The sequence below is a fragment of the Kitasatospora setae KM-6054 genome, from assembly GCF_000269985.1.
Taxonomy (GTDB): domain Bacteria; phylum Actinomycetota; class Actinomycetes; order Streptomycetales; family Streptomycetaceae; genus Kitasatospora; species Kitasatospora setae.
Genome location: NC_016109.1, coordinates 4766875 through 4791623 on the forward strand (window position 1 = coordinate 4766875; position 24749 = coordinate 4791623).

Genomic DNA, 24749 nt, shown 5'->3' on the forward strand with positions numbered 1-24749 from the left:
CGTGCACATCCATGCAACCAGCACAGCACGGAGGGCACGATGACACTAGAGTTCATCGGGATCGACCCCGAGACGCAGCAGCAGGGATCACCGACTGTCTGGGTGGACGCAGAGCAGAAGGAACTCGTGTTCCTGGGCTGGAAGGCGTCTCCGGCCTTGAAGGAACAGTGTGAACAGAACACGGCACCCGGGCACGCTACCGAAATCCCTGAGAACGAGGACGTGATCAGGTTCCCCACGCGAATGATTCCTATTCTGAGGGAGGCGTGCGATGCCGCAGAGCGAGCCGGACTTCTTTGAGCTTCTGAAAGAGGCCAGGCACTCCGCAGTTCATCTAGAAATGCGTGATGCATACGGCGTCGGCGACGAGTCCGAGGACTTCGACCGCTGGGTGACCTCCGGAAAGCGGGATTCTGATCCCACGTCGCCGTACTGGGCTCCCTGGGTATCCGTCATTTCTGAGACGGTAGCCCGGGGCGTCAAGGTTCGCCGCGCTCGCATTGTTTCGGAGCCGGTTACGGATTACATCCGGTGGGAGCACGCCGGCACGGTCGTGAACATTGCGGCGGGCGAGGAGATTCGATGGCTTCCCCGTCGGCTGGCGTCCGGGATCGCGCTCCCCGGAAACGACTTCTGGCTCTTTGACGAGAAAATCGTTCTGTTCAACCACTTCACTGGAAACGGTGATTGGGCGGGACAGGAGCTGAGCGCTGTCCCGGACGTTGCCCAGCTGTGCGCGTCTGCATTTACGGCGGTATGGGATTCGGGAATCCCGCACGACGAGTACAAAGTCTGACCCATCAACATATCGGATAGCTAGCTCATGCCTTCATCTCCATCATCTAGTGCTCAAGACGCCCGCGAAGCCGTGGCGGCCCGACTGCGGGAACTGCTCCTAGATGCGGGGTTGACGGGGCGGGAGCTGGCTATCCGCTGTGGGTGGCATCCCTCGAAGTCCTCTCGGATTATGAACGGGAAGACCCCACCCTCCGATGCTGACATACGTTCCTGGTGTGAAGCGTGCGGAGCTGCCGGGCAGGCGGATGACCTCATTGCGGCAAATCGCACTGCGGACTCTATGTACGTTCAGTGGAAAAAGTTGCAGCGCAATGGAATGCGCCGCGCGCAAGAAGAGGTCGTTCCCCTTTGGGAGCGCACGCGCCAATTTCGCGTTTACGCTTCCAATGTTGTGCCGGGAATGCTTCAAACGCCGGGATACGCCACTGCCCTGATGGCCTCCATCACTGAATTTCAGGGCACGCCGGATGATGTGGCGGAGGCCGTAGAGGCCCGCATGGCTAGGGCTCATGTGATCCGCGAAGGAAATCACCGATTCGCATTGTTGATGGAAGAAACTGTTCTGCGCTATCGAATTGGTGATTCCGAGGCTATGGCGGCCCAGCTGGGATATCTCCTCGCAGTGATGGCGCTTCCTCGGGTCAGTCTCGGGATTATTCCGTTTACGGCACCGCGCCGAATTTGGCCGCTGGAAGCGTTCTACATTTTCGATGATCAGCACGTCGCCGTGGAACTGCTCACGGCAGGAGTCAATGTCAAGACTCCCAGCGAGATTGCAGAGTACGGGCGCGCGTTCGAGAGGCTGGCAGAGCTGGCAGTCCACGGGTCCCAGGCAAGGGCGTTGATCACGTCGGCGATTGAGGCACTGGGGTGAATCCGTGCAATCTCATGCAACTTTGTAGAGTCCAACTCGCCTAGGTCCCTAGCGTGTTGCTCATCGGTTCTGAGCAGTCCGAGGGAGTGGCCCCATGGCGGTGAGCACCAACACTCGCAAGACCAAGACCCGCGCCGAGTACCGGGCCGAGCAACGCCAGCGCGCTCCCGTCGGCGATGCGCTGGCCGACTACGACCCGGCGTACGCCGCCAAGGCCATGGAGCGAGGCATCCCCAAGGACTGGCCGTTCTGCACCTGCGGTGCCGATGTGTGCCCCGACAAGGGGGCCGCATGACGCTGCCCACGGCTTCCGCCCCGGCTGTCAGTGCGCCGGAGAACCCCTGTCTTGAATGCGCCTACTTCGACGGGGTCGAAGCGCAGTACCCGGCCGACACGAACCCCACCATTGCGCGGCACCTGGTCAGGTGGCGGCAGCGGCACGCCGACGACGGCGAGTGCACGAACCCGGAGGCGGACCCGGATGAGTGACCGCCAGGACGACCGCCAGGCGGCCGTACAGGTCCCCTCCGGGGACGTTGAACCCGTGGCCCCTTCGAGTGGCTGAGGACCCACCCGTGGCCCCGTAGGCGGCCCGCCGGGCCCCGGCCCGTTCTCAGCCCGGAGGAGCACACCGAGGTGCCCCTGTCGCCGGAGGATCGGCAGCGCCGGGCGGTGCTGCTGGCCCGGGTGCGTGAGGCGAACCACCCGAGGCGCTGACGCGCCCAACAGAACTCCCGTCCCGGCCACCTGGGGAAGGAATGGCCGGGACGGGTCGCAAAACCCGGCAGGCAAAAGCCAGTTGGGTCAAACGGCACGGAGGTACTGAGATGGGTAAGCGCGGCGGCGGCACGGGCGCCGGTGACGGCGGCAAGCAGCAGGACGACAGCAACAAGGGCTCCGGGCACGGCGGCGGCGGGTCCGACGAGGGCGGCAACACCTCGGACGGCCAGAGCCCGGCGGGCGGCAAGTGACCGGCGAGACGCTCAAGGAGGCGGGTCCCCAGGGGCTCGCCTCCGCGCTGGTGGCCAGCGGCGCGCTTTCCTCGGACTGGCTCCCGTCCTTCAAGGCCGTGCCCCGTGAGCTGTTCGTCCCGGATCGCATCTGGCCGGGCATCGCGGACGGCACGAAACAGAACCCCGTCGTGTACCGGTCGCAGGATCCCGAGGCGTGGCGAAGGGCGGTCTACTCGGACATCCCGCTGACCACGCAGTGGGACGACGGAGAACACGAGGGCGACGGGCTGGGCACGACCCCGAGTTCATCCAACTCCATGCCCACGATGGTGTTTTCGATGCTCCGAGACCTCGACGTACGCCCCGGTGACACGGTGCTGGAGGTCGGGACCGGGACGGGCTGGAACGCCGGCCTGCTGGCTCACCGCCAGGGCGACGCCAACGTGGTGACTGTCGAGTACGACCCGAACGTTTCCCGTGGCGCTCGGTCGAACCTGGACCGGGCCGGACTTGAGCCAACCGTGATCGAGGGAGACGGGCGGTCGGGGTGGGCCAAGGGCGCTCCCTACAGCCGGATCATCGCCACGTGCTCCCTGCTGGAGATCCCTGCGGCTTGGCTGGAGCAGACGGCCCCCGGCGGGATCATCGTTGCCCCGTTCGGCACCGAGTACGGCGGAGAGCAGATCGTCCGGCTGACCGTGAACGACGACGGGACCAGCGCGCACGGCACGTTCACCCGAAGCTCGGCGTTCATGCGGCTGCGCCAGCAGCGCACCGACCGGCCGCCCTTCGAGGACTACCTACGTGGCCGGGAATGGCCTGCCGACGCCGCGAGAAGCACCACCACGCTGGCCCCTCCGGACACAGGTGGGTGGTTCGAGCAGTTCGTCATCGGGGCGGCCGTGCCCGGGACGTTCTGGCGGGCGGAGCGCTACGACAACGGCGCGTACACGCTGTGGCTCTACAGCCGGGACACCCGGTCGTGGGCCTCCGCCGACTACGAGCGGGACCGCACGGAGTACGAGGTGTACCAGTCCGGCCCCCGCAACCTCTGGGACGAGGTGGAGGCCGCCTGGCGCTGGTGGGACGACCAAGGCCGTCCCGACTTCGACCGCTTCGGACTCACCGTGACCCCGAACGGCCACACGGTGTGGCTGGACCATTCGGAGAACCCGGTTCCCGTCCGAGGCTGACCCAGACCGGCCCGGCGGTCACCACGTCCCCCACGGGCGGCCGGGCCCCGACATGCCGAACCCCCGGGGCCTCGATTTGAGGGGGTCCCGGGGGCACGACAACTTCTGCGCGTTCCCGTCCGCTGGGCTACGGCTAGGCCGTAACCTCAGCGGAGGCGCGCCCGAGCGAGTCAGACGCGCTTACGTGCGCAGTTGCGTAGTTACTCAACTCAGTCGGGTAGCCGGAGCGCATTGCTGCGCCCCGGCCCCCTCAGAACCGGACGTGCGGCTGTTCACCGCATCCGGCTCAAGCGGGCTTTTGGCCACTGTTCAGGTCCTTTCTCCGGTCGCCGGCATGGAGTTGCCGGTGGCACAGCGTGTGAATCAGCTCCAGATTGCTCGGGTGGTCGCTGCCACCTTTACTGCGGTAGGTCAGGTGGTGCACGTGCACTCCCCGATACGAGGCGGTGAACCACCTCGCCCAATCCCGGACGTCATCGGGGTCGTACCCCGCGCCCTCGATCAGGTCCTGTCCGCACCTGGGACACAGTCCCTTCTGCCGGTCTGCCATCGCCAGAATCCGTTTGGATTCCACGCTGGGCATTCGCTTCCGGGCCCGGTTCCTCCAGTAGTCCTCCAACGCCGGGTCGTCGCGGGACGAATCCCCCTTGACCGCGATGTGTCGGACGATCGGCGTCCAGGAGAATTTCGTCAGGTGTCTGTCGGAATTGCCGAACACCCACCTGTCGTTCCTCCCCTTCCGATGCTGACCCCAGTACCTTTCCCGAATCCATCGGCCGGTCTTGTTCGGATGGCAGTACAGCGCCCATCGCCTCAAGGCCCAATAGGTATAGGTGTCGAGATTCCCGAAGGTTTCTTTCGAGATAACGTGCCGGTAGTAGGTTGACCAGCCCCGGACGTACGGGTTCAGTTTATCGACCAGATTTTCAGCCGGTTGACCCCGATGCCTGCGGATGGTCTCCTTGATCCTCTTCCTGGCCCGCTGTACCGCGTCCTTGCTTGGCTTGATGATCGCCTTATCGTTGTACTTACGGACGTTGAACCCCAGGAAGTCGAATCCTTCGTCGAGGTGGACGACGCGCGTCTTCTCCTCGTTGAAGGAAAGCCCTCTGGGTGCCAGCCATTCCGCGAGTTCACCCCTGCGATCCTCCGCTTCCTCCTTCGTGCCGCACAGCACCACGAAGTCGTCCGCGTACCGGACAAGAGCCGGCGACGCCATGTGCTTCCCTCCGGTGGGGAGGTTCGCGCCGATGGCGTCGCCCATCCCGTGCAGGGCCACGTTCAGCAGCAGGGGGCTGATGACCCCGCCTTGCGGGGTGCCCTCCACTGTGTGGGCGAACGTGCCCTGCTCCATCACACCGGCCCGCAGCCACCCCCGGACCTGCTCGCGCCCCGGGAAGAGACCGAGCGAGTCCATCAGGTGCTGGTGGCTGATGCGGTCGAAGGCCGCCGACAGATCCGCGTCGAGAACCCACGGCCTGCGGCAGTCCTTCTTGGCGATGACCTTGAAGATCGACTCGATCGCGTCCTGGCAGTTCCGTCCAGGGCGGAAGCCGTAGCTCCGCCCCTCGAACCGGGCCTCCCATTCCGGCTCAAGAGCGTTCTTGACCCGTGCCTGGTGGACCCTGTCCCGGATCACCGGGATGCCGAGCGGTCTCGTCCTGCCGTTCGCCTTCGGGATGTGCACACGCTTGACGGGTGTGGCGGGGATCTCCGCTACGGCGATGACCTGCCGTGCCAGCCTTCCCCGCTTCTCGGGATCGAGGGCCGTTACCCCGTCGATCCCCGCCGTCTTCTTTCCGGTGCTCTGCTGGGTGACCCGCCTGACACTCGTCAGTGTGTTGGCCCTGGACCTCAGCATGAGCTTTTGCAGGTTGCGCACCTGCTTCAGGTTTCCTGCACGAGCGGCCCTGTAGATTCGCTGACGGAGTCGCTTTACGGACTCCTCTTCCTGGCGCCAGTCGATGCTGTGCCAGAATTCGGCGTCGCCCTCGGTTCCGTTCATCGAGGGGCCCACGCCAGTGTCGAGCACGTGCGTCCCCCTCTCAGTCCAACTTGCGCCTCGGTGCAAGTCTCCGCCTCATCATCACTACATGGCCTACCAGGTCCACGTCTGCCCGCTTTCGCGTCCGGCACCTGCCGGTATCCGCCGGGTTATGGCCGGAGGGAGAGAGTTCCCTTGATTCCGGCGTTTCCCCCGGGCTTTCGCCCTGGCGGCGTTCGCTTCTTGGACCTTCCTGTTCCCGCACCGGAGTTCAGCCTTCGTTGCCTCCGGCCTACCGGCTGACACACCGGACCGATACGGGGTTTCCGCGTTCCACTGCCCTCAGTTGCGCTCGGGGTGGGAGCCCTCTTTAAGCCGACCTCCACGGTGACCTACGCGCGGGGTGATTCAACCCCATGAGCCAGTAAAAAGGCTTCGCGCCGTGTTGTGCTTCGCAGCACCAGAGGTTTCCGCCGCCGACTACATGCCATTGACGCGGCGTAAGGATAACGACCTGTAAGAACAAGGGTTCGCTTTCGCTCTCCCGTCCGAGCTTCCCCTTCGCCTGTTGCTGGACGATGGCCCGTCCTGCTCTTGGGCTTGACCACCTCGGCTCAGCACCCCGGCGTTACCGCCGACGCACCCGAGGCTGGGGACCGACCATCGGTCACGGGTCGGGGCCCACGTCTCTCTCCTGGCTGTGGGCCGCTGAAAGGCAGCGACTTCCGCGTCGCACGGATCACCTCCTTTCAGTGTGCGGCCACCATAGGCACCGCCCACCGTCCCGGGCAACGGATTTATTCGCCGGGATCCTCCGGCGGGAACGCCGAAGGCCCGGAGGCGGTGCCTCCGGGCCTTCGGGCTACTGAGTAGCGGGGACAGGATTTGAACCTGCGACCTCTGGGTTATGAGCCCAGCGAGCTACCGAGCTGCTCCACCCCGCGTCGGTGAACACCACCCTACAGCACCGCGACGGGGGAGCCGCACCACCGCCACCCGGCGGCTGCCAGGATGCCCGGATGGTGAACCCCACGGAATGGGCGCGGATCCGCGCCGGACTGCGGTTCGGACAGCGGCTCACCGGGACGGTCACCGCCGTCCCGAACCCGGGCGCGACCGGGATCTTCGTCGACGTCGGCCTGCCCGTCGGCGGCTTCGTCGACGTCCTGCTGCTGCCGGCGGACGCCCAGCGCTGGCCGCGGGTCGGCGAACGGGCCGAGTACGAGGTCTGGTGGGCCGACGATCGTCCGCAACTGCGCCTCAAGCCGGTCGACCCGCGCCACCTGGCCGAGGACTTCGCCGCCTGGCGGGCCGAGCACCGCCCGCGCTGGCCGGAGCCGGAACCGATCGACCAGGCCCGGGCCGCGGCCGCGGCCGAGGTTGCGGAACTGCTCCCTGGCGGGAACGCCGAAGGCCCGGAGGCGGTGCCTCCGGGCCTTCGGGCTACTGAGTAGCGGGGACAGGATTTGAACCTGCGACCTCTGGGTTATGAGCCCAGCGAGCTACCGAGCTGCTCCACCCCGCGTCGGTGAACACGACTCTACGGGAGCCCCGACGGAAAGGGAAATCGGTTTCCGTCCGGGGCGTTCCCGCAGCTCAGTCGGGGCGGGACGGCTGCCGGGTGCGGCGGGTCTGGGCCCAGACCGCGAAGCAGACCAGGGCGGCGAAGCACGGGACCATCACCAGGCCGTAGACCAGCAGGAAGCCGTCCGTGCCCAGGCCGGCGGCGGCGTTCCAGACGCCGTGCAGGCCCATCGCCAGCAGCAGGCCGATCGGGGCGCCGAGGCGGGCGAGCCAGCGGCGGCCGGTGGCCAGGGTCAGGGCGAGGCCGAGGCCGGTCAGCGCGGTGAACAGCGGGTGCGCGAACGGGGAGAGCAGGGCCCGCAGGACGAAGGTGTGCACCGTCCCGTCGAAGTCCCGCAGGCTGGGCGACTCGCCCAGGCCGATCGCGTCCAGCCGGGCCTGCCGGTCCGCGGTGAAGGCCCGGCCCAGGTAGAGCGCGTTCTCGGTGAACGCGAAGCCGCAGGCCGTCACCCCGCCCAGCACCACCCCGGCGGCCAGCGTGCGCGGCCGCGAGCGGGCCCGGACCCGGCCCGCCGGGGACGGGCGGAAGTGCGCCGGGCGGCCCGGCCGGTGCCACAGCAGGCGGCGCAGCCGGCCGCACGGGCGGCCCTCCTCGCAGCGGTGCCGCCGCCGCAGCGGCAGCAGCAGGACCAGCAGCGCCGCGCCCTTGGCCAGCTCCTCGATCAGCGGCGTCGCGAACTCCGCGCCCAGCGTCTCCCCGCGCGCGCCCCGGTGGGCGATCAGGAAGTCGCTCGCCCACCCGTTCGCCAGGATCGCCATCGTGGTCGCGGCGCACGCCCCCCACGCCAGGCAGAACAGCGAGTGCCGGACCGGCACCCGCGCGGTCTGGTTCAGCCAGGCCAGCGCCCCCAGCACGAACGGCAGCGGCAGCAGCGCCAGGCCCAGGCCGACCAGCAGCCCCGTCGTCCCGGTCTGCCGCTGCACCAGGCGCAGGATCAGCACCCCCGAGCCGGCCAGCGCCAGCGCCGCCACCGCCGAGGAGAGCGCCGGCCGCCGCAGCGGCCACAGCCGCCGCCCCAGCGACCGGACCCGGCCCGGCCCCGGCGGCCTCGGCGTCCCGCCGCCCTGCTGGCCGGGGATCCGCCCGCGCAGCGCCGGCGGTGCCGGCTGCGGCGGGCGCCGCGAGGGCTCCGGGAGCAGGCCGCCGGACCGGCGCGCGGTCGGCTCCGGAAGCGACCGCGCGCCGGTGGGGGGAGTCGGGGAGCCGGCGGCCGTGGCGGCGGCCACCCCGGGCGGGCCGGGGGGTGCCTCGCCGCCGGGCGGACTGCTCACCTGCAGAAGCGTAGGGGAAGCCCGCGCTCCGGGGGGAGGGGTCGGTACGATCCGTGTCCGCGCGATGACCCATCGTCAGCTCGCCGGGGCCCGTCCACCGTCCGTGACATCCGTCATGCCGGACCGGTGACGCCGGGGCCTGGGGCCGGTCCGGCCCGCGCGGGCACAGTGGTGGACGTCGGGAAGGACCGGGAAACAGGGGGAGATCCGGATGGGCAGCGTGCTGGCGGCGACCACGGAACCGGGCGTGGGGCCGGGCGTGAGGGCAGACGTGGAACCGGGCGTGCAACCGGCTGTGGAGCCGGGCGCGGTGCCGGGGGTGGAGCCGACCGCCACCGTCGCGGAGCTGCGGCTGCCGGTCTGGTTCTTCGGCTTCGAGGGCCTGCTGGCCGGGGCCTTCGACCTGCTGCGCGCCGCGCCGGGGTGCTGGCCCGCGCTGGTCGCGCTGGGGGCCGTCAACCTGGCGGTCTCGCTGACCCTGATGCGCGGCCGCCTGAGGCTCGCCAGGCTGCTGTGGCGCGGCCGGGGGACCCGCAAGGTCGCGTTCGGCCTGGTCGGCCTGCGGGTCGGCAGCCATCTGGTGCTGGGCCTGCTCGGCGCGGCGGTGACCGGTGCGCTCGGGCACGTGCTGTTCGCGCTGGCGATGGGCGCGGTGACGGTGGCCCTGCTCGCCCACGTCCAGCGGACGGCGCTCGGCGCGCTGGTCGCCGCCGGCAAGGCCACCGCCTGATCCTCCCCGCGCGGAGCGGTCAGCGGCGGCGGAACAGCAGGTCGTGCACCACGTGGCCCTTGGCCAGGCCGGTCCGCTCGAACTTCGTCACCGGGCGCCAGTCCGGCCGCGGCGCGTAGCCGGGCCGGGTGCCCGCCGGGTGCTCGGCCGGTTCCAGCCAGTCGGAGCCGTCGCCCTCCGGGTGCAGGTTCTCCAGCTCGGGGGAGGCTTCCAGGACCTGGACCATCTGCTCCGCGTACGGCTCCCAGTCGGTCGCGCAGTGCACCAGCGCGCCCGGCGCCAGCCGGGGCAGCACCAGCTCCAGGAACGAGGACTGGATCAGCCGGCGCTTGTGGTGCTTGGGCTTCGGCCACGGGTCCGGGAAGTACACCCGCAGGCCCGCCAGCGAGGCGTCCGGCAGCATGTCGCGGAGCAGGATGACCGCGTCGCCCGCCGCCAGCCGGACGTTCTCCGAGCCGTCCCGCTCCAGGAACTGCAGCAGGTTGCCGTGGCCCGGGGTGTGCACGTCCGCCGCGAGGATGCCCGCGGTCGGGTCCGCGGCGGCCATCGCCGCCGTGGTGTCGCCCATCCCGAAGCCGATCTCCAGCGTCACCGGCCGGCCCTCGAACAGGGTCGGCAGGTCCAGCGGGGTCCCGTCGATGGCCAGCCCGAACCGCTCCCAGCCGCGGTCCAGCGCGCTCGCCTGCGCCTTGGTCATCCGGCCGCGGCGCGGCTGGAAGCTGCGGATCCGCTGCTCGCGGTGCTGGGCCTCGGTGGCCTTGTGCGGGTACATCGGCGCGGGGTACGCCGCCGGGGCGGCGGAGAGCCGGGCCGACGCGGACAACTGGGGGCTGGGGGCGGAGGAGGTCACAATCGCACCAGTCTAAGGGAGTCCGCAGCCCGCCCGGAGGGCCCGATCCGGACGGTACGGGAGAGAACCGTTACGCCTCCGCCCGCGCCCCGCCCGCGGCGCCGCTCACCCCGCCCGCAGCGCCGCCACCGCCCGGCGGGCCACCTCGCGGCCGATGCCGAGCGAGGCCGTCGCCGCGGGGGAGGGGGCGTTCAGGACGTGCACGGTGCGGCGCGGGGAGCGCGGGTCGGCCGGGTCGAAGCCGGCGAAGGCGAAGTCGTCCAGCAGGGTGCCGTCGCGGGCCACCGCCTGGGCGCGGACGCCGGCGGTGGCGGGGACCAGGTCGGCCTCGGTGACGGCGGGCAGCAGACGGCGGACGGCGGCGGTGAAGGCCCGCTTGGAGAGCGAGCGGCGCAGCTCGCCGAGTTCGTACCGCCAGTGCCGGCGGGCGATCGTCCAGGTGCCGGGGAAGCGGGCGGTCTCGGCCAGGTCGCGGACGTTCAGGGTGCGCCAGTCGTAGCCCTCGCGGGCCAGCGCGGGCACCGCGTTCGGGCCGACGTGGACGTCGCCGTGGACGCCCCGGGTGAGGTGCACGCCGAGGAACGGGAACGCCGGGTCGGGCACCGGGTAGACCAGCCCGCGGACCAGCTTCCGCCGCTCCTCGGCGAGTTCGTAGTACTCGCCGCGGAACGGCACGATCCGCACGCCGGGGTCGTCGCCGGCCAGCCGGGCGATCCGGTCGCTGTGCAGCCCGGCGCAGTTGACCAGCACCGCGCAGCGGACCTCGCCGTGCGGGGTGGTGACGGTGACGCCGTCCGGGCGCCGGGCGATGTCCAGCACCGGGGTGTTCAGCCGCAGTTCGGCGCCGCGCTCGCCGGCCAGCGCGGCGTAGCGCCGGGCCACCTCGGGGTAGTCGCAGATGCCGGTGGTGGCCAGGTGCAGTCCGGCGATGCCGGTGACCTCGGGCTCGTACCCGCGGATCCCGGCCGGGTCGAGCTCGACCAGCGGGATGCCGTTGGCCCGGCCGCGCTCGGCGAGGGCGGCCAGCCGGGGCAGTTCGGCCCGGTCGGTGGCGACGATCAGCTTGCCGGTGACCTCGTGCGCGATGCCCTGCTCGCGGCAGAACGCGACCATCTCGCGCGCCCCGCCGGTCGCGTACGCGGCCTTCAGCGACCCGGGCCGGTAGTACACGCCGCTGTGGATCACCCCGCTGTTGCGCCCGGTCTGGTGCGCCGCCGGCGCGGACTCCTTCTCCAGCACGGCGACCCGCGTCCCCGGGTGCTCGCGGGTCAGCGCGTACGCGGTGGACAGGCCGACGATGCCGCCGCCGACCACCAGGACCTCGACGTCGTGCTCCAACCCCGCCACCCCTCGGCTGTGTGAGACCCGCTCCCCGCCCCCGATGGTGCCACGGGCGGGGGCGGGGGCGGTGGCGGATGCCTCAGGACGTGGCGAGGACCAGGCGGGCCCGCTCGGTGAGCTCCCTGACCCGCTGCTCGTTCTGGTAGGGCTCCAGGCGGCGCAGCAGCTCGACCACGTACTCGCGGCTGCGGTGCGAGGAGATCCGCCCGGCCACCTCGACGGCCCGCTCGCCGGCCGCCACCGCGGCGTCCAGGTCGCCGGCCTCGGCCTCGGCCATCGCCGAGACCACCAGCCGCAGGCCGTGCGAGCGGACGTAGCCCTCGGTCGGGCGGGCCAGCGCCTCGCGGGTGAACTGCCGGACCTTGGACGGGACCCCGAGGTCGCGGAAGCACTCGGCGGCGTCGGCGGCCAGCCGGTCGTAGGCGAAGAAGTCGATCCAGGCCGGGTCCGGGTCGCCGGGGCGGGAGCGGTCCAGGGCGGTCTCGGCGGCGGCCAGCGCGGTGCCGCAGGCGGCGGCGTTGCCGGCCTTGGCGTGCGCGCGGGCCTCGACCAGGTGGAAGAAGCTCATGGTGCGGGCGGTGGCCAGGCCCCGGTTGCGCTCCAGGGCGGCCTGGGCCAGGTCGACCGCCTCGTCCGGGAAGGAGCGGTAGGCGGCCTGCAGGCTCATCGAGGCCAGCACGTACCCGCCGAGCGGTACGTCGCCGGCCGCCCGGGCCAGCCGCAGGGCCTGGATGTAGTAGCGCTGGGCGGCCTCGTGCTGGCCGGTGTCGAAGGCCATCCAGCCCGCCAGTCTGGTCAGTTCGGCGGTGGCGCCGAACAGCGCCCGGCCGACCGCGTCGCTGTACGAGGCGAGCAGCAGCGGGGCGGCCTCGACCCGCAGGCACTCCGGCACCATCGAGGAGCGCCAGTCGCCGCCGCCGTACTTGGAGTCCCAGCGGCGGGCCTCCTGGGCGGCCTCGCGCAGCTTCGCGGCGTCCGCGTGCCCGACCCGGTAGCCGGTCAGGTCGGGGACGGCCTCGCGGGCCACCGAGCCGTCGGCGGGCGTGATCAGCCAGCGCGAGACGGGCGTGGCGTACGCGGCGACCGAGAAGGTGCCGGCCAGGCTGTCGCTCCACCGGCCGCCGCCGGGGCCGCGCCGCAGGTCCAGGTCGACCCGCCACAGCTCGGTGGCGGAGCGGACCGCCTCCGGCACCTCGCGCGGGAACTCCAGGCCGAGTTCGGGCGTCGGGTGCGAGTCGGCGAGGCCGATCTCCTCCAGTGGGACGGGGCGGCCCAGCTTGTTGCCGAGCGCGGTGGCGATCAGGTGCGGCACCGGGCGCTGCGGGACCATCCCCTTGGTCACCCAGCGGGCCACCGAGGTCTTGTCGTAGCGGAGGGTCAGGCCGCGCTGCGCGCCCAGGTCGTTGACCCGGCGGGCGAGCCCGGCGTTGCTGATCTGGGCAAGCGCGAGGAGGGCCCCGAGCCGGTCGTTCGGCCCTCGTGAGCTGACGGTCATGGTGGCGCTGGCACCCCCGGGCGACGTCGTGCGCGGATGGCGGCGTGGCAGGCCGGACCGCAGTACGCCGCCGGACTGCTGCACCTAGCGTAGTCGCCCGCGTTCCGACGGTTAAGAGGCCGCATTCCGGTTGGCGGGAACGCGCCGCGTCCGGACCGCGCCGCGGGGCGCCCGCCGGCCGCTCCCCGGGCAGTTGCCGGACGCCCGTGCTCCGGTCCCGTGCCCGCGTGCGCCACCCGTGCCCCCTGGCCGCAACGGCAGGTGGACGATTCGCTGAAGCCTGTGGATCGGCCCGCCGTCGAGGACCCGGCGGGCCGGGGGAAACGCTGCCTCAATTCCCCGCGGGCAGCTGCGCGTCCGGGAGGGCATGCGGATGCCCTCCCGGTCCGTGCGACGGCTTTCGGCCAACTTCGGCCGGCCCGTGTCGTCCGTGACCCGCTCCCGCACCGCCGCCCGTCGCCACCGGCCGTACCCCGGACGGGAGTTCGAGACCCGCACGGCCCGGGCCCCGGAGGGGGAGGCCCGGTCCGTGCGTCCCTCCCGGTGCCCGAAAGCACGGCTCCCACCGGCCCCATCGGTGGCACGATGTCTCCTGACGGCGCGCCGACCCCGAACGCCCGCCCGGGAGTTCAGCGCGCGCCACGGCACCACAGGGGAGGCGCGATGCGCTGGCTCACCGGCTGGAGCGGCCTGACCGCCGCCGACCCGGCCCTCGCCGCGGTCCGCCCGCTCGCCGGCACCCTGCTCTGGGGCGGCCCGAACCCGCTCTGGGCGGTCGGCGACTGGCGCCCCGACGAACTCCGCCTCGCCGTGCTCCGCCCCGGCGGCCCCGCCGCCGTCCGCGGCGGACTCGACCCGCGCCACGCCGCCGACGACGCCGACCACGACACCCCCGCCACCCTGCGCCTCGCCGTCGCCGGCCGCTGCGGCGCCACCGACCGCGAACTCGCCGACGGCCTCGCCGCCGCCCGCGGCGGCGCACTGCGCCACCTCACCCACTGGCCCGGCAGCTACACCGTCGTGCTGCGCACCGGCACCCGCTCCACCGTGCTGCTCGCCGACCTGTCCGGCGCCCAACCGGCCTTCCACACCCCGTTCGCCGGCGGCACCGCCTACGCCACCGCCGCCCTCCCGCTCGCCGACCTGGTCGGCGCCCCCGTCGACGCCGCCCACCTGGCCGCCCGGCTCGCCGTCCCCGACACCCCCGAGGCGCTCGGCGACCGCACCCCCTACCGCGGCGTGCGCCGCGTCCCGCCCGGCCACGCGCTCGGCATCCGCGGCGGCCGCGCCGACCACACCCCGTACGACGACCACCGCGACGAACCGGCGGCCGAACGCGGCGAGGCGCCCGCCGTCCGCGAACTCACCCGCGCCCTGCTGGCCGCCGTCCGCTGCCGGGTCCGCGCCACCGCGCCCGCCGACCGGCCCCGGCTCGGCGTCGACCTCTCCTACGGCACCGCCTCCGCCACCGTCGCGCTGCTCGCCGCCGCCGTCCCGCTGCCCGCCGGGGGCGGCGGTGGGGGTGGGGGAGCGGGTGGCGACAGCCGGCCCGCCGCCCGCAGCGGCGCCGTCCGCGGCTCCTGGGCCCGCCGCGCCGAACCCCCCGAACCCGAGCCGCTGCCCGCCGTCACCCTCGGCGAGCAGGACGCCCCCGTCCTCGCCGTGCACGCCCCCCGCCTGCGCCACCTGGTCCTCCCGCCGGTCGTCCCGTACGCCGGCCTGGCCGACCCGCTCGCCGGACCGCTCACCGACGAACCCGGCCCCGCCCTGGTCGACGCCGCCCGGTACGCCGCCGCGCACCGGGCCGGCGGCGCCGACCACCTCACCGGCCACGGCGCCCGCCAGGTCCTCGACGGCCACCCCGCCCGGCTCGCCGACCTGGTCCGCGCCGGCCGCCCGCTCGACCTGCTCGCCCCGCTCGCCGCCCTGGCCGGCGCCGACCGCGCCACCGCCGGCGCCCTCACCGGCACCCTGCACACCCCCGTCACCGTGCTGCGCGCCGCCCGCCGACTGGCCCGCACCCGCTACGCCGACGCCCTCGACGACCTGGCCCTGAAACTGACACTCCGTCAGGAGCCTTCACAGCAGCGGACGGTGGGCCGCGCACTGGCCGCCGACCTCGCCTGGCACCGCCCCGGGCCCGCCGCCCACCTGCTCGCCGACGAACCGCTCGCCGCCCTCGCCCAGCACCTGCGCACCGCCGCCCGGGCCGGCGCCCCCACCGAACCCCCCGGCGCCCGCCGCGCCCGGCTCGCCCTGCACCGGCACGCCGCCCACTACCGCACCCTGGTGCAGGCCACCGAACAGCACGGCCAGCGCCTGCACGCCCCCTTCCTCGACAACCAGGTGGTCCGCGCCGCCCGCCTGCTCCCCGACGACCTGCGCCTCCAGCCCGGCGCCCGGCCCGCCCTGCTCGCCGCCGTGCTGGCCGGCGCCGGCCGCACCGACCTCCCGGCCGGCTGGGGCCGCACCCCGGGCCCCGACCCGCACGACCCGGCCCGCCGCGGCCTGCGCGCCGCCGCGCCCGCGCTCACCGAACTGCTCGACCGCCCGCTGCTCGGCGAGGCCGGCCTGCTCGACGCCCCCGCCGCCCGCAAGACCCTCGCCGCCGCCACCGACCCCGGGCAGAGCGCCCCGCCCGGCACCCTCGCCGCGCTCGCCGACCTGCTCGCCGTCGAACTCTGGCTGCGCCGGCTGGCCGCCCGCCGCCCCGGCTCCTCCTGGACCGGCCTGCCCGCGCCGCGCCGCACCGCGCTGGAGACCTGAACCGCCCGCCGGGCCGGGCCGGGCCGGGGCGGAGCCGGGGGAGGCCGGGGGAGGCCCGGTGCGCCTGCGCGGCGGGCGGACGGCGGCTGGATAGCGTCGGGAACCCCGTGCCCGTCCCCCCTCCGGAGCCCGCGCTATGACCGCCACCCTCCCCGTCCACGCCGCGCCGCCGCCGCCCGGCGCCGCGATCCTGGTCGGCTGCGACGGCTCGGACGCCGCGCTCTGGGCCCTCGACCGGGCGATGGCCGAGGCGGAGGCGCACCGCCTGCCGCTGCACGTCCTCGCCGTGGTCAACCCCTCGCCGACCGGCTACCCGCCCGGCATGGCCGACCTGGTCCAGGAGAGCGTCGAGCGGCTGACCGCGAGCATGTCGGACGGCCTGCGCCGGGCCGTCGACACCGTGCAGTCCGCCCGGGCCCGCCCGTACGCCGGGCGGCTCACCCTCCACGTCGTCCTCGGCAACGTGGTGGACGTGCTGCTGCGGGCCGCCGACGGGCGGCACACCCTGGTGGTCGGCACCCGCGGCAACGGCGGCTTCTCCCGGCTGCTGCTCGGCTCGGTCAGCACCGCCGCCGTGCACCACGCGACCTGCCCGGTGCTGGTCGTCCCGGCGCCCGCGGCGGAGACGGCGGAGGCGGCGCGGCCCTGACCGGAATGTCCGCGGATGGTTGAGCGTTCACCTTCTGTCGAACGGCCGCCCGGCCGTCGCACCGCCACCCCGGACAGGAGCGCACCCCGCCATGAAGGTCGAGATCTACTCGGACATCGCATGTCCCTGGTGCTACGTCGGGAAGCGGCGCTTCGAGCAGGCGCTCGACCGGTTCGAGGGCAAGGACGGCGTCGAGGTCGTCTACCGCCCCTACCAGCTCGTCCCCGACGCCCCCGAGCAGGCCCGGCCGCACCGCGAGTGGCTCGCCGAGCGCTACGGGCCGCAGTCCCTCGCCATGGACGACCGGATCACCGAGGTCGGCAAGGGCATCGGCATCGACTACGACTTCGACACCGCCGTCGAGGTCAACACCTTCCGAGCGCACCGCCTGCTGCACCTCGCCGAGACCGAGTACGGCCCGGCCGTGCAGGCCGCGCTCAAGGAGCGGCTGCTCAAGGCGCACTTCTCCGAGGGCGTGAACGTCGGCGACGTCGAGGCGCTGGCCGGCCTCGCCGCCGAGACCGGCATCGACCGCGAGCGCGCCGCCGCCTACCTGGCCGGCGACGAGGGCGCGGCCGAGACCCGCGCCGCCCTCGACGAGGCCCGCGCGATCGGCGTCACCGCCGTCCCCACCTTCGTCTTCGAGGGCAAGTGGGCGGTCCAGGGCGGCCAGGAGGCCGAGACCTTCCTCCAGGTGCTGCGCCAGGTCGAGGCCGAGACCGCCCAGCGGATCACCCCGCTCGCCCCGCCCGCCGCCACCTGCGAGGACGGCAGCTGCGCGATCTGAGCGGACGGCACAGCACGGCACGGCACCCCGCGGCGGCGGACGGGACGGCGGGCGGCGCGGGCCCGCCGTCCCCCGTCAGCAGGTGATCCGGGCCTGCGCCCAGTCGCCCAGGTCGATCACCGGCAGCGAGCCGCGCACCGGGGTGACCACCAGCCGGATCGACGACAGCCCGTCCAGCGGCACGTGCACGGCGACCGGGCGGTCCCCCGCGGAGAGCGCGGGGGAGCTCCACAGCACCCGCCCGTCCTCGTCCTGCACCGAGAACACCACCTCGCCGTACGTGACGCCGAAGTCGTCCAGGCCCGCGACGGCGTCGAACGAGCGGCACGGCCGGTTCAGGTCGACGGTCACCCGGGACGGCACCCGGGCCGCCAGCACGTGCTGGTAGCGGGTGCCGCTCAGCCAGGCCGACGGCCGCTGCAGCACCTGGCCGCCGCCGCGGATGCTCGGCGTGCCGGCGGCGTCGCGGTGGCCCCGGTTCAGCGGCACCTCGTCCAGCCAGAACTGGCGGGCCGGCGCCACCGTCGGGCTCGGGCTCGGCGTCGGGGTCGGCGTCGGCGTGGGTGACGGCGTCGGAGTCGGCGCCGGGGTCGGCACCGGGGTCGGCACCGGGGTCGGCACCGGGTCCGGGGACGCGGCCGGCGGCGGCACCCGCTTCGCCGAGGGCGAGGGCGACGGCGACGGCGACGGCGGGCGGCTCGGCGTGGGGGACGGCGTCGGGCTGGGGCTCGGCGTCGGGGCGGGCGGCGGCGTGGGCGACGGCCTCGGGGCGGGCGCGGGCGGCAGCGGTGCCTCCGGCACGGCGCTCACCGCCGGCGGCGCGGCCTCCGGCGGCGCGGGCTCCGGCGAGCCGGTGAGCGCGAACGCGGCGACCGCCGCCGCGACCACGGCGATGCCGGCCGCGATGCCGGCCTTCGCGGCGGTGCCGAGCCCTTCCCCCGCCGCTCCGGCCGCCCCGCCGCCGGACGACCCGGCGCCACCCGCCGCCCCGGCGGTGCCCGCCGTCGTCCCACCAGCCGTCGCCGCAGCCCCGCCGCCGGCCACCGCCGCCCCGCCGACCACCGCGCCGGTGACGGCGGCCCCGCCGACGGCCGCGGCCGCGACGGTGAACCAGCCGGTGCCGATCCAGAGCAGCGCCCCGCCGGGCAGCACGGCCCGCAGGCTGTGGTTGATGTCGGCGAGTTCGAGGTACGCGGCGGTGCACCTCGCGCAGTCCTGCACGTGCTTGCCGACCTCCGCCGAGGCGCGCTTGCGCAGCGAGCCGCGGGCGTACGCGCCGAGCCGGTTGGCGTACCCCGCGCAGCCGGACTCCTGGCTGCCCGACACGTGCGCCTGCAGGAACGCGGCGGCCAGCCGGTCGCGGGCCCGGTGGGCCTGGACGGCGGTGGCGTTGGCGGTCTTGCCGAGCATCACCGCGACGGTCTTCGGCGACTCCCGCTCGACCTCGGTGTGCCAGAGCACCACCCGGTCGTCCTCGGGCAGTTCGGCGTACGCGCGCATCACCATCCGCTGGTCGGCGAGGGCCAGCGCCCAGGCGTCCGCGCCCGGGTCGGCGAGGTCGAACTCGACGGTGGCGGCGGAGGCTTCGGCGAAACCGGTGAAGTCGTCGATCAGCTGCTCGCGCCGGTCCGACCTGGCCCAGGCCGCGGCCACGTTCCGCACCGCGGTCAACAGGTAGGCCCGGACGGCGAACTCGGGCCCCTTGCCCGCCTTCAGCGCCTGCAGGGTGCGGGCGAACACCTCGCCCGCGAGGTCCTCCGCGGTGAAGCTGTCCCGGCAGCAGGTCCGGGCGTAGCGGCGGACGGCGTCCGCGTGCCGGCGGTAGATCTCCTCGTACGCGGCGTCGTCCCCGGCCCGCACCCGGGCCGTCAACTCCGAGTCGGAGGGCGGCCGTTCACCGTCCACCGGATCGGCGGGGGCGGGCACCACGGCGCGCACCGGGAACTCCTCGCCGATGAACGCCTCGGGGGCGACGCCGCCCCGCCCGGCCGCCGCCTGGCCGGGCACCCGGCCGTGCAGCGACTCGCGGGCCGGACTGCCGCCCTGGTCCGGGACCTGGCCCGGCGTCTCCAGGCCGGAGCCGGACTCGCCCGGGTCGCCCTGCTCGTCGGGGTTCACCTGGCACCGCCCCGGTGCACGGCGCACGGTCGGGACCGCCCCCCGGAGTCGACGGCGGTCACGGTGCGCAACGGGACAATGGCTCCAACCACGGGCAAAGAATGGCATAGCGCAGCGGGCACCGGTAGCCGGGTCCGCCGCCTCCCACCCGTCCGGGCCGCCGTTCGCGGAAGTGTTCGGGGCGCGGCGGCGCAGGCACCGCGCGTACCCGGAACGTCCCGCGCGCCGCCGGCCCCGGGGGCCGCTCCCGGCCGCCCCCCGTCACCCGAACGGCGCGCCGGAGCCGCGACCCGGCCCCCCGCCGGGCGGCGATCCGTACGCACCGTCAAGTCCCCCTGTGCCGTCAAGGCTCCCCGTGCCCGGGCAAGGACCCCGCGCGCCGCGGCAGACCCCGCGTGCCGTCAAGAACCCGGCACGACAGCGGTGTTCAGGCCGCGCGCAGCCCCTGCAACAGGATCTGCAGCAGCCGGTGCCCCGCCCCGCCCTCGGGGTCGCCCTCGCGCACCGGGACGGCCGCCGAGGCGTGCACCGGCACCGCCGCGGTCAGCACCAGCACCACGTCGGCCACCGACACCCCGGGGCGCAGCTCGCCGGCCGCGCCCGCCCGGGCCACCAGGGCCGCCAGCAGTTGCAGCAGCAGCCGCGGGTCGGCGCCCTGCTCGCCCTCGGCCACCGGCGCGCCGCCGAACGCCCGCAGCTCGGTGCCGCGCTGCTCGGGCACCCGGCCGATCTCCTCGGCGTACCGGAACGCCTCCGGCGGCAGCAGCCGCCCGGCGCCCGAGGCCGCCGCCCGCTGCAGGAAGCCCGCCAGCGCGTCCCACGGGCCGGTCAGCCCGCCGTACAGCGACTCCCGGGCCTGCGCGGTCAGCCAGGACACCTCCTCGGCGGCGATCCGCTGGACCAGCACCTCCTTGCTCGGGAAGCGCCGGTACACGGTGCCGACGCCGACCCCGGCCCGCCGGGCGACCTCCTCCATCGGCGCGCCGTAACCGAGTTCGCCGAAGACCTCGCGGGCGGCCCGCAGCACGCTCTCCAGGTTCCGCCGGGCGTCCACCCGCAGGCGCGAGTTCGCGCCGCGGCCGCCCTCGGCCTGCTGCTCCCCGGACGGGAAGGCGTACCGCTCCCGCCCGTCGGGGCCGCGCTGCTCCGGCACCACGTCCACCGCGGTCCTCCCGAACCCCGTAGCCGGGGCCCGCCCCGCCAGTTGATCCTGCTCAGCCATGCCCAACCTCCCCCGAGGCACCCCGTCCCGGGTACCCGAACGCTACTGCGCCCCCTGGAGTGCGCCGCCGGCACCGGTCGTGGCCCGACGTCCGCGCACTACCTTCCCCGGTTGGCTCCCGTGCAGTCCGGGTCGACACCACCAGGTCCAGGAACGAACGGACCGGCACCATCGGCGGTCCGAAGCACAATCCGACCATAGTTCAGGGAAGTTCGCCGCATAAGTGGACCACTCGTCGGCCCGGTCCGGTCCGATCCGGGCCCCAGCTACGGACAAATCCCCTCACGCACACCCCTCCGGACCGGGGCTGACGGCGTCGACGGGAGCGCGGGCCGAGGATCCGGGCCGAAACGTCCGCTCCGTCCCCGACTCGCCTTTCTTTGCCCGATCTTGACTGTGCGTCAGCCGTAAACCCGAATCACCGCCGCACCGGTCGACCGTACACGTTCCCCTTTCCATCCCGCCCACCCCCTGATGGCGCGACCGACGCATCCGTGCGACGCCCGCACACAACCCCGAGTCGACCCGTCCGCCACCCCCGGCCCGACCGCCCGTCCGCCCGCCGTCCGCCCGCCGTCCGAAGCCTGCCGGGCGGGCGGCTCCGCTGTGAGGCGGATCACAGGTCGGAGGGCCGAAGTGGAACGTCTGGATTCGCCCCGACTCGCCTTCCTTTGCCGGACCTTGACTGATCATCAGTTCGCCCGAAAGGTGCCGCTTCGGCCTTGCGGCAACGGTGGGCAGTACACGTTTCCCCTTCCGCCCCACCCGTTCCCCGATAGCGTGGCCGACACATTCGTCACGACAACTACACGCGACCACACGCAACGCGAGCCATGGGGGGCACGATGGGGCGACAGCCGATCGAAACGGGGGGCGGCGGGGGCGGCAGCGGTTTCGCCGTCTCCCCGGACGAGTTGGAGCAGTCCGGCCGGACGGCGCGGCAGACTGCGGAGACGATTCCCGGTGAGACCACGGCCGTTCTGGCTGCCTCCGACCAGGCCGAGGGCGGCCTGCGGGGTTGGCGGACCGGGATCGAGCTGAACGCCTGCACGGACGAGTGGCGGCGGGTGCTGGACGAGCTCTCCCGGGAGATGGACTCCCAGGGCGACAAGCTGATCCAGACCGCGGCGAACTACCGCAAGGGCGAGGAGGGCGCGAACCAGGGCCTGGTCCCGACCGACTCCAACGTGCGCGCCCTCAGCGGCCCGTCCCTCGCCAGCGCGGGCGCGGGTGCTCCGGGCCGGGCGACCCCGGTCGGAGAGCGGCTGCTGCGCGGCGCCTTCGACGGCCCGCAGGTCACGACCCAGCCGCACCTGCTCACCCCGGACGAGGCGGCGCGCGTCCCGGGCCCGTTCGACGGCCCGCAGGTCACCACCAAGCCGTACCTGATCCCGCCGGGCGAGTCCGACCGCTTCCGCCGCGCCTTCGACCCGCCCGCCCCGAACCCCGTCCCGGTCGTCCCCGACGGCTTCGGCACCGGCGCGCCCTACAAGCTCCCGCCCGAGCAGTCCGAGCGCTTCCGCGACGCCTTCGACCCCGCGCCCGCGCCCGCGCCCGAGCCCGAGTTCGAGATCCACCACGTGGAACAGCCCGCCGACCCGCGCGCGTTCTACTTCGACCGCAACGCCCGGGGCCTGTGATGGACATCAAGACTCTGCAGGACGGCCGCTACGACGGGATGTTCGCGGCCGCGGACGCGTACGACCGGATCGGCAGCGCCTTCGCCGACCACTCCAGCACCTGGAACAACGGCGTCCAGGGCCGGGCCCGCAATTCCGGCTGGACCGGCCAGGCCGCCGACAAGGCGGACGCCTCGCTGAGCGAGACCGGCATCAAGGTGCAGGCGGCGGCCGGCGAACTGTGCAGCATCGCCCCGGTCCTGCGCGAGGGCGCCGAAGCCTTCATGCTCGCCCAGAACAAGCTCGCCGCCCTCCTCACGGACGCCAAGGCCGACGGCTACCAGGTCGGCGCGGACGGCTCGGTCTCCTGGCAGCCGGCCACGCCCACCGCGCCCGACCAGGGCATCACCATCGACCAGATGTTCCAGCAGCAGGCCCGCGAGATGCAGGCGACCGCCTACGGCATGCAGATCGAGCAGGTCCTGAAGGAGGCCGAGCACGCCGACCAGGTCATCTCCGAACGCCTGCGCGCGCTCACCGACGACGCCCGCACCGGCAAGGGACTCACCCGGATCGCGGGCGGCCTCAACGCGATGCGCAACCTCCGCAAGGAGGACCTGGTCGACTCCGCGATACCCAAGCAGGGCAGCTCCCCGACCCAGGTCAACGCCTGGTGGAAGGGCCTCCCCCCGGAGGAGCAGCAGCGCCTGCTCCAGAACCACCCCCAGCAGATCGGCAACCTCGACGGCATCCCGTCCCCGGTCCGCGACCAGGCCAACCGGGCCAACCTCGACCGCACCATCAGCCAGCTGGAGAACCGGGGCCAACTCAGCGCCGCGGAGCAGGAGCAGCTGACCGGTTTCCGGGCGATCAAGCAGCGGGTGGCCAGCGAGGACGAGGCGCACCGGAAGATGCCGGAGAGCAACCCGCAGCCCTACCTGCTCGCGATCGACACGGTCGGCCAGGGCCGGGCCGCGATCTCCTTCGGCAACCCGGACACCGCCACCGACGTGGTCTCCTACGTGCCCGGCCTCGGCACCAAGATCGGCGGTGCCGGCGGTGGCGACGCCGACCGGGCCAAGGACCTGTGGACCGCCTCGAAGGCCGCCGACCCCAGCAAGGACGTCGCCTCGATCACCTGGATCGGCTACGACGCCCCGCAACTGGAAGGGGCCACCCTGGACAGCCTCGCCGTCGCGGGCACCGAGCGGGCCGAGCGGGGCGGCGCCTCCTACCAGACCTTCGTCCAGGGCCTGCGGGCCACCCACGAGGGCGAACCCGCGCACATGACCGCCCTGGGCCACTCGTACGGCTCGTTCACCGTCGGCCAGGCCGCCCAGCGCCCCGGCGGCCTCCCCGTCGACGACATCATCCTGGTGGGCAGCCCCGGCACCGGCGCCCAGCGCGCCGACCAGCTCGGCATCGACCCCAAGCACGTCTGGGTGGGCGCCGCCGAGAACGACCCGGTCACCCACCTGCCGAGCGGAGCCGAGAGCACCGGCATGGGGGTCGGCGGGTACATCGGAGCGGCGGCCGGCGCCGGTTTCGGACCGCTCGGATTGATCACCGGGGCGGTCGTCGGCGGTGGCGGGGGCTACGGCGTCGGACACCTCGTGGACGAGCACGAGCTGTGGTTCGGCCAGGACCCGGCGAGCCGTGAGTTCGGCGGCAACCGCTTCGCCGTCGAACCCGGGCCCGAGCTGAGCGCCGACTCGCACTCCGACTACTGGGACTTCCGCGACGAGAGGCAGAAGAAGGACCCCAGTGCCTCCCTGGCCAACATGGCCGAGATCGTCACCGGCAACGGTGGCAACGCGACCAAGCAGAGCCCTCGTTGAGTCCCCGAACCCCGTTCGCCGCCTTCGCCGCCGTCCTGCTGGCGGTGACGCTCACCGCCGGCTGCTCCGGTTCCGAGGATCTCGGGCCGCTCGGTGACCCGGCCGCGGCGCAGCAGCGGATCGACTCGCTGATCGACGGGACGCTCAAGGCGATCACCCCGGCAGTGCCACCTCGGCAGGACTGGTGGTACCGCTACCGCGAGGAGCGGAACGGGATCAACAACAACACGGGCTACACCGAGGTGGAGCGGCAGAGCTACCTGGAGGAGCGGATCGCCGAGGGGAAGCAACGCGTCCTGTTGGGGCAGGCGGAGAAGTACTGGAGCGACCAGGGCTGTACGGTCGGCGCCGAGAAGTCCGACAGCCTGCGGGTGTACGTGTCGGCGACCTGCGCGGACAAGGCCGTGGCCGTCGTGGAGATCGGCAAGGACGGCGTGGCGCTCGTCAAGGCCCTGGTGGAGAAGACGAAGCTCGGGAGCGGCCCCAGCCCGTTCCCGAACACCCTCTCCCCTCGGCCGACCGCCAGCGAGACCCCCGTCGGGAAGCGTGACCACCCCTACTGGTCGCACTGATCACCGCGCCGCCCCCGCCGCCCCGCCGCCAAGCCCGGCAGGGCGGCCGGGGCGGCTCACCGGGCGGAGGAGCGCCGCAGGGCCTCTCGCACTGCATCGACTGC

The 24749-nt window shown here is 73.4% G+C and carries 22 protein-coding genes and 2 tRNA genes; 15 read left to right on the top strand and 9 right to left on the bottom strand.

From position 1 onward, the window contains the following. Nucleotides 1–39: 39 nt before the first annotated feature. The 7 genes from KSE_RS21235 (at nt 40) to KSE_RS21260 (ending at nt 3818) form a co-directional block, all read left to right on the top strand. Nucleotides 40–300, top strand: coding sequence for a hypothetical protein (locus tag KSE_RS21235; protein WP_014137393.1), 261 nt, complete (start codon nt 40–42; stop codon nt 298–300). Beyond that, nucleotides 272–796: a DUF6879 family protein gene (locus KSE_RS21240; protein WP_014137394.1), complete on the top strand. Its 525-nt coding sequence runs from the start codon at nt 272–274 to the stop codon at nt 794–796. Before KSE_RS21235 ends, KSE_RS21240 begins: the two co-directional genes overlap by 29 nt. A gap of 27 nt (nt 797–823) precedes the next feature. Then, nucleotides 824–1672 carry a helix-turn-helix domain-containing protein gene (locus KSE_RS21245; protein WP_033260162.1) on the top strand — a complete coding sequence of 283 codons (849 nt, stop codon included), beginning with the start codon at nt 824–826 and terminating at the stop codon, nt 1670–1672. A gap of 94 nt (nt 1673–1766) precedes the next feature. Next, entirely contained in the window at nt 1767–1967 is a 201-nt protein-coding gene (locus tag KSE_RS21250) for a hypothetical protein (RefSeq protein ID WP_014137396.1), read from the top strand. Beyond that, nucleotides 1964–2161 carry a hypothetical protein gene (locus tag KSE_RS21255; RefSeq protein WP_014137397.1) on the top strand — a complete coding sequence of 66 codons (198 nt, stop codon included), beginning with the start codon at nt 1964–1966 and terminating at the stop codon, nt 2159–2161. Before KSE_RS21250 ends, KSE_RS21255 begins: the two co-directional genes overlap by 4 nt. Before the next feature lie 338 nt (nt 2162–2499). Then, nucleotides 2500–2643, top strand: a complete 144-nt coding sequence (locus KSE_RS43410) for a hypothetical protein (protein ID WP_014137398.1) — start codon at nt 2500–2502, stop codon at nt 2641–2643. Next, nucleotides 2640–3818, top strand: coding sequence for a methyltransferase domain-containing protein (locus KSE_RS21260; RefSeq protein ID WP_014137399.1), 1179 nt, complete (start codon nt 2640–2642; stop codon nt 3816–3818). Before KSE_RS43410 ends, KSE_RS21260 begins: the two co-directional genes overlap by 4 nt. Nucleotides 3819–4104: 286 nt before the next feature. Here KSE_RS21260 and ltrA read toward each other — a convergent pair whose 3' ends face one another. Next, the gene (ltrA, locus tag KSE_RS21265) at nt 4105–5850 is read right to left on the bottom strand and encodes a group II intron reverse transcriptase/maturase (RefSeq protein WP_331457826.1); all 1746 of its coding nucleotides are present in this window, start codon (nt 5848–5850) and stop codon (nt 4105–4107) included. 822 nt (nt 5851–6672) lie between these two features. Continuing rightward, nucleotides 6673–6746 (bottom strand) — tRNA-Met (locus KSE_RS21270). A 75-nt stretch (nt 6747–6821) separates the two neighbouring features. Here KSE_RS21270 and KSE_RS21275 point away from each other — a divergent pair. Next, nucleotides 6822–7256 carry a S1 domain-containing protein gene (locus KSE_RS21275; protein ID WP_063748435.1) on the top strand — a complete coding sequence of 145 codons (435 nt, stop codon included), beginning with the start codon at nt 6822–6824 and terminating at the stop codon, nt 7254–7256. Here the strand turns inward: KSE_RS21275 and KSE_RS21280 are convergent. Together KSE_RS21280 and KSE_RS38690 are read right to left on the bottom strand one after the other, a co-directional pair. Continuing rightward, a tRNA-Met gene (locus KSE_RS21280) sits at nt 7254–7327 on the bottom strand. The genes KSE_RS21275 and KSE_RS21280 overlap by 3 nt on opposite strands. 71 nt (nt 7328–7398) lie before the next feature. Then, on the bottom strand, nt 7399–8658 hold the full coding sequence (locus KSE_RS38690; protein WP_051055301.1) for a PrsW family intramembrane metalloprotease: 1260 nt from the start codon (nt 8656–8658) through the stop codon (nt 7399–7401). Nucleotides 8659–8941: 283 nt separating this feature from the next. Here KSE_RS38690 and KSE_RS21290 point away from each other — a divergent pair, with 283 nt between their 5' ends. After that, the gene (locus tag KSE_RS21290; protein WP_148283139.1) at nt 8942–9388 is read left to right on the top strand and encodes a hypothetical protein; all 447 of its coding nucleotides are present in this window, start codon (nt 8942–8944) and stop codon (nt 9386–9388) included. Nucleotides 9389–9407: 19 nt separating this feature from the next. On the opposite strand, the gene trmB is transcribed toward KSE_RS21290, so the two are convergent. From trmB to KSE_RS21305, 3 genes are all read right to left on the bottom strand, one after another. Further along, nucleotides 9408–10238, bottom strand: a complete 831-nt coding sequence (gene trmB, locus KSE_RS21295; protein ID WP_014137404.1) for a tRNA (guanosine(46)-N7)-methyltransferase TrmB — start codon at nt 10236–10238, stop codon at nt 9408–9410. 105 nt (nt 10239–10343) lie between these two features. Continuing rightward, complete coding sequence (gene lhgO / locus KSE_RS21300) at nt 10344–11576, bottom strand: L-2-hydroxyglutarate oxidase (protein ID WP_014137405.1); 1233 nt, start codon at nt 11574–11576, stop codon at nt 10344–10346. 82 nt (nt 11577–11658) lie between these two features. Beyond that, the gene (locus KSE_RS21305; protein WP_014137406.1) at nt 11659–13074 is read right to left on the bottom strand and encodes a hypothetical protein; all 1416 of its coding nucleotides are present in this window, start codon (nt 13072–13074) and stop codon (nt 11659–11661) included. 663 nt (nt 13075–13737) lie between these two features. Here KSE_RS21305 and KSE_RS42260 point away from each other — a divergent pair. From KSE_RS42260 to KSE_RS21320, 3 genes are all read left to right on the top strand, one after another. Beyond that, on the top strand, nt 13738–15840 hold the full coding sequence (locus KSE_RS42260; RefSeq protein ID WP_014137407.1) for an asparagine synthase-related protein: 2103 nt from the start codon (nt 13738–13740) through the stop codon (nt 15838–15840). Between the two features lie 136 nt (nt 15841–15976). Further along, nucleotides 15977–16489 carry a universal stress protein gene (locus KSE_RS21315; RefSeq protein WP_014137408.1) on the top strand — a complete coding sequence of 171 codons (513 nt, stop codon included), beginning with the start codon at nt 15977–15979 and terminating at the stop codon, nt 16487–16489. 91 nt (nt 16490–16580) lie between these two features. Continuing rightward, complete coding sequence (locus KSE_RS21320) at nt 16581–17276, top strand: DsbA family oxidoreductase (RefSeq protein WP_014137409.1); 696 nt, start codon at nt 16581–16583, stop codon at nt 17274–17276. A 75-nt stretch (nt 17277–17351) separates the two neighbouring features. On the opposite strand, the gene KSE_RS21325 is transcribed toward KSE_RS21320, so the two are convergent. Next, on the bottom strand, nt 17352–19394 hold the full coding sequence (locus KSE_RS21325; RefSeq protein ID WP_014137410.1) for a sigma-70 family RNA polymerase sigma factor: 2043 nt from the start codon (nt 19392–19394) through the stop codon (nt 17352–17354). Between the two features lie 427 nt (nt 19395–19821). Then, nucleotides 19822–20616, bottom strand: coding sequence for a TetR/AcrR family transcriptional regulator (locus tag KSE_RS21330; RefSeq protein WP_081539540.1), 795 nt, complete (start codon nt 20614–20616; stop codon nt 19822–19824). Nucleotides 20617–21461: 845 nt separating this feature from the next. On the opposite strand from KSE_RS21330, the gene KSE_RS21335 reads away from it, so the two are divergent. From KSE_RS21335 to KSE_RS21345, 3 genes are read left to right on the top strand one after another with little or no spacing between them, the layout of a single operon-like run. Further along, a complete protein-coding gene (locus tag KSE_RS21335) occupies nt 21462–22256 on the top strand; it encodes a WXG100 family type VII secretion target (protein WP_014137412.1) in 795 nt (264 codons plus the stop codon). Then, nucleotides 22256–24073, top strand: a complete 1818-nt coding sequence (locus KSE_RS21340; RefSeq protein WP_051055306.1) for an alpha/beta hydrolase — start codon at nt 22256–22258, stop codon at nt 24071–24073. Before KSE_RS21335 ends, KSE_RS21340 begins: the two co-directional genes overlap by 1 nt. Further along, nucleotides 24070–24645, top strand: coding sequence for a hypothetical protein (locus KSE_RS21345; protein ID WP_014137414.1), 576 nt, complete (start codon nt 24070–24072; stop codon nt 24643–24645). Before KSE_RS21340 ends, KSE_RS21345 begins: the two co-directional genes overlap by 4 nt. Nucleotides 24646–24749 lie beyond the last annotated feature (104 nt).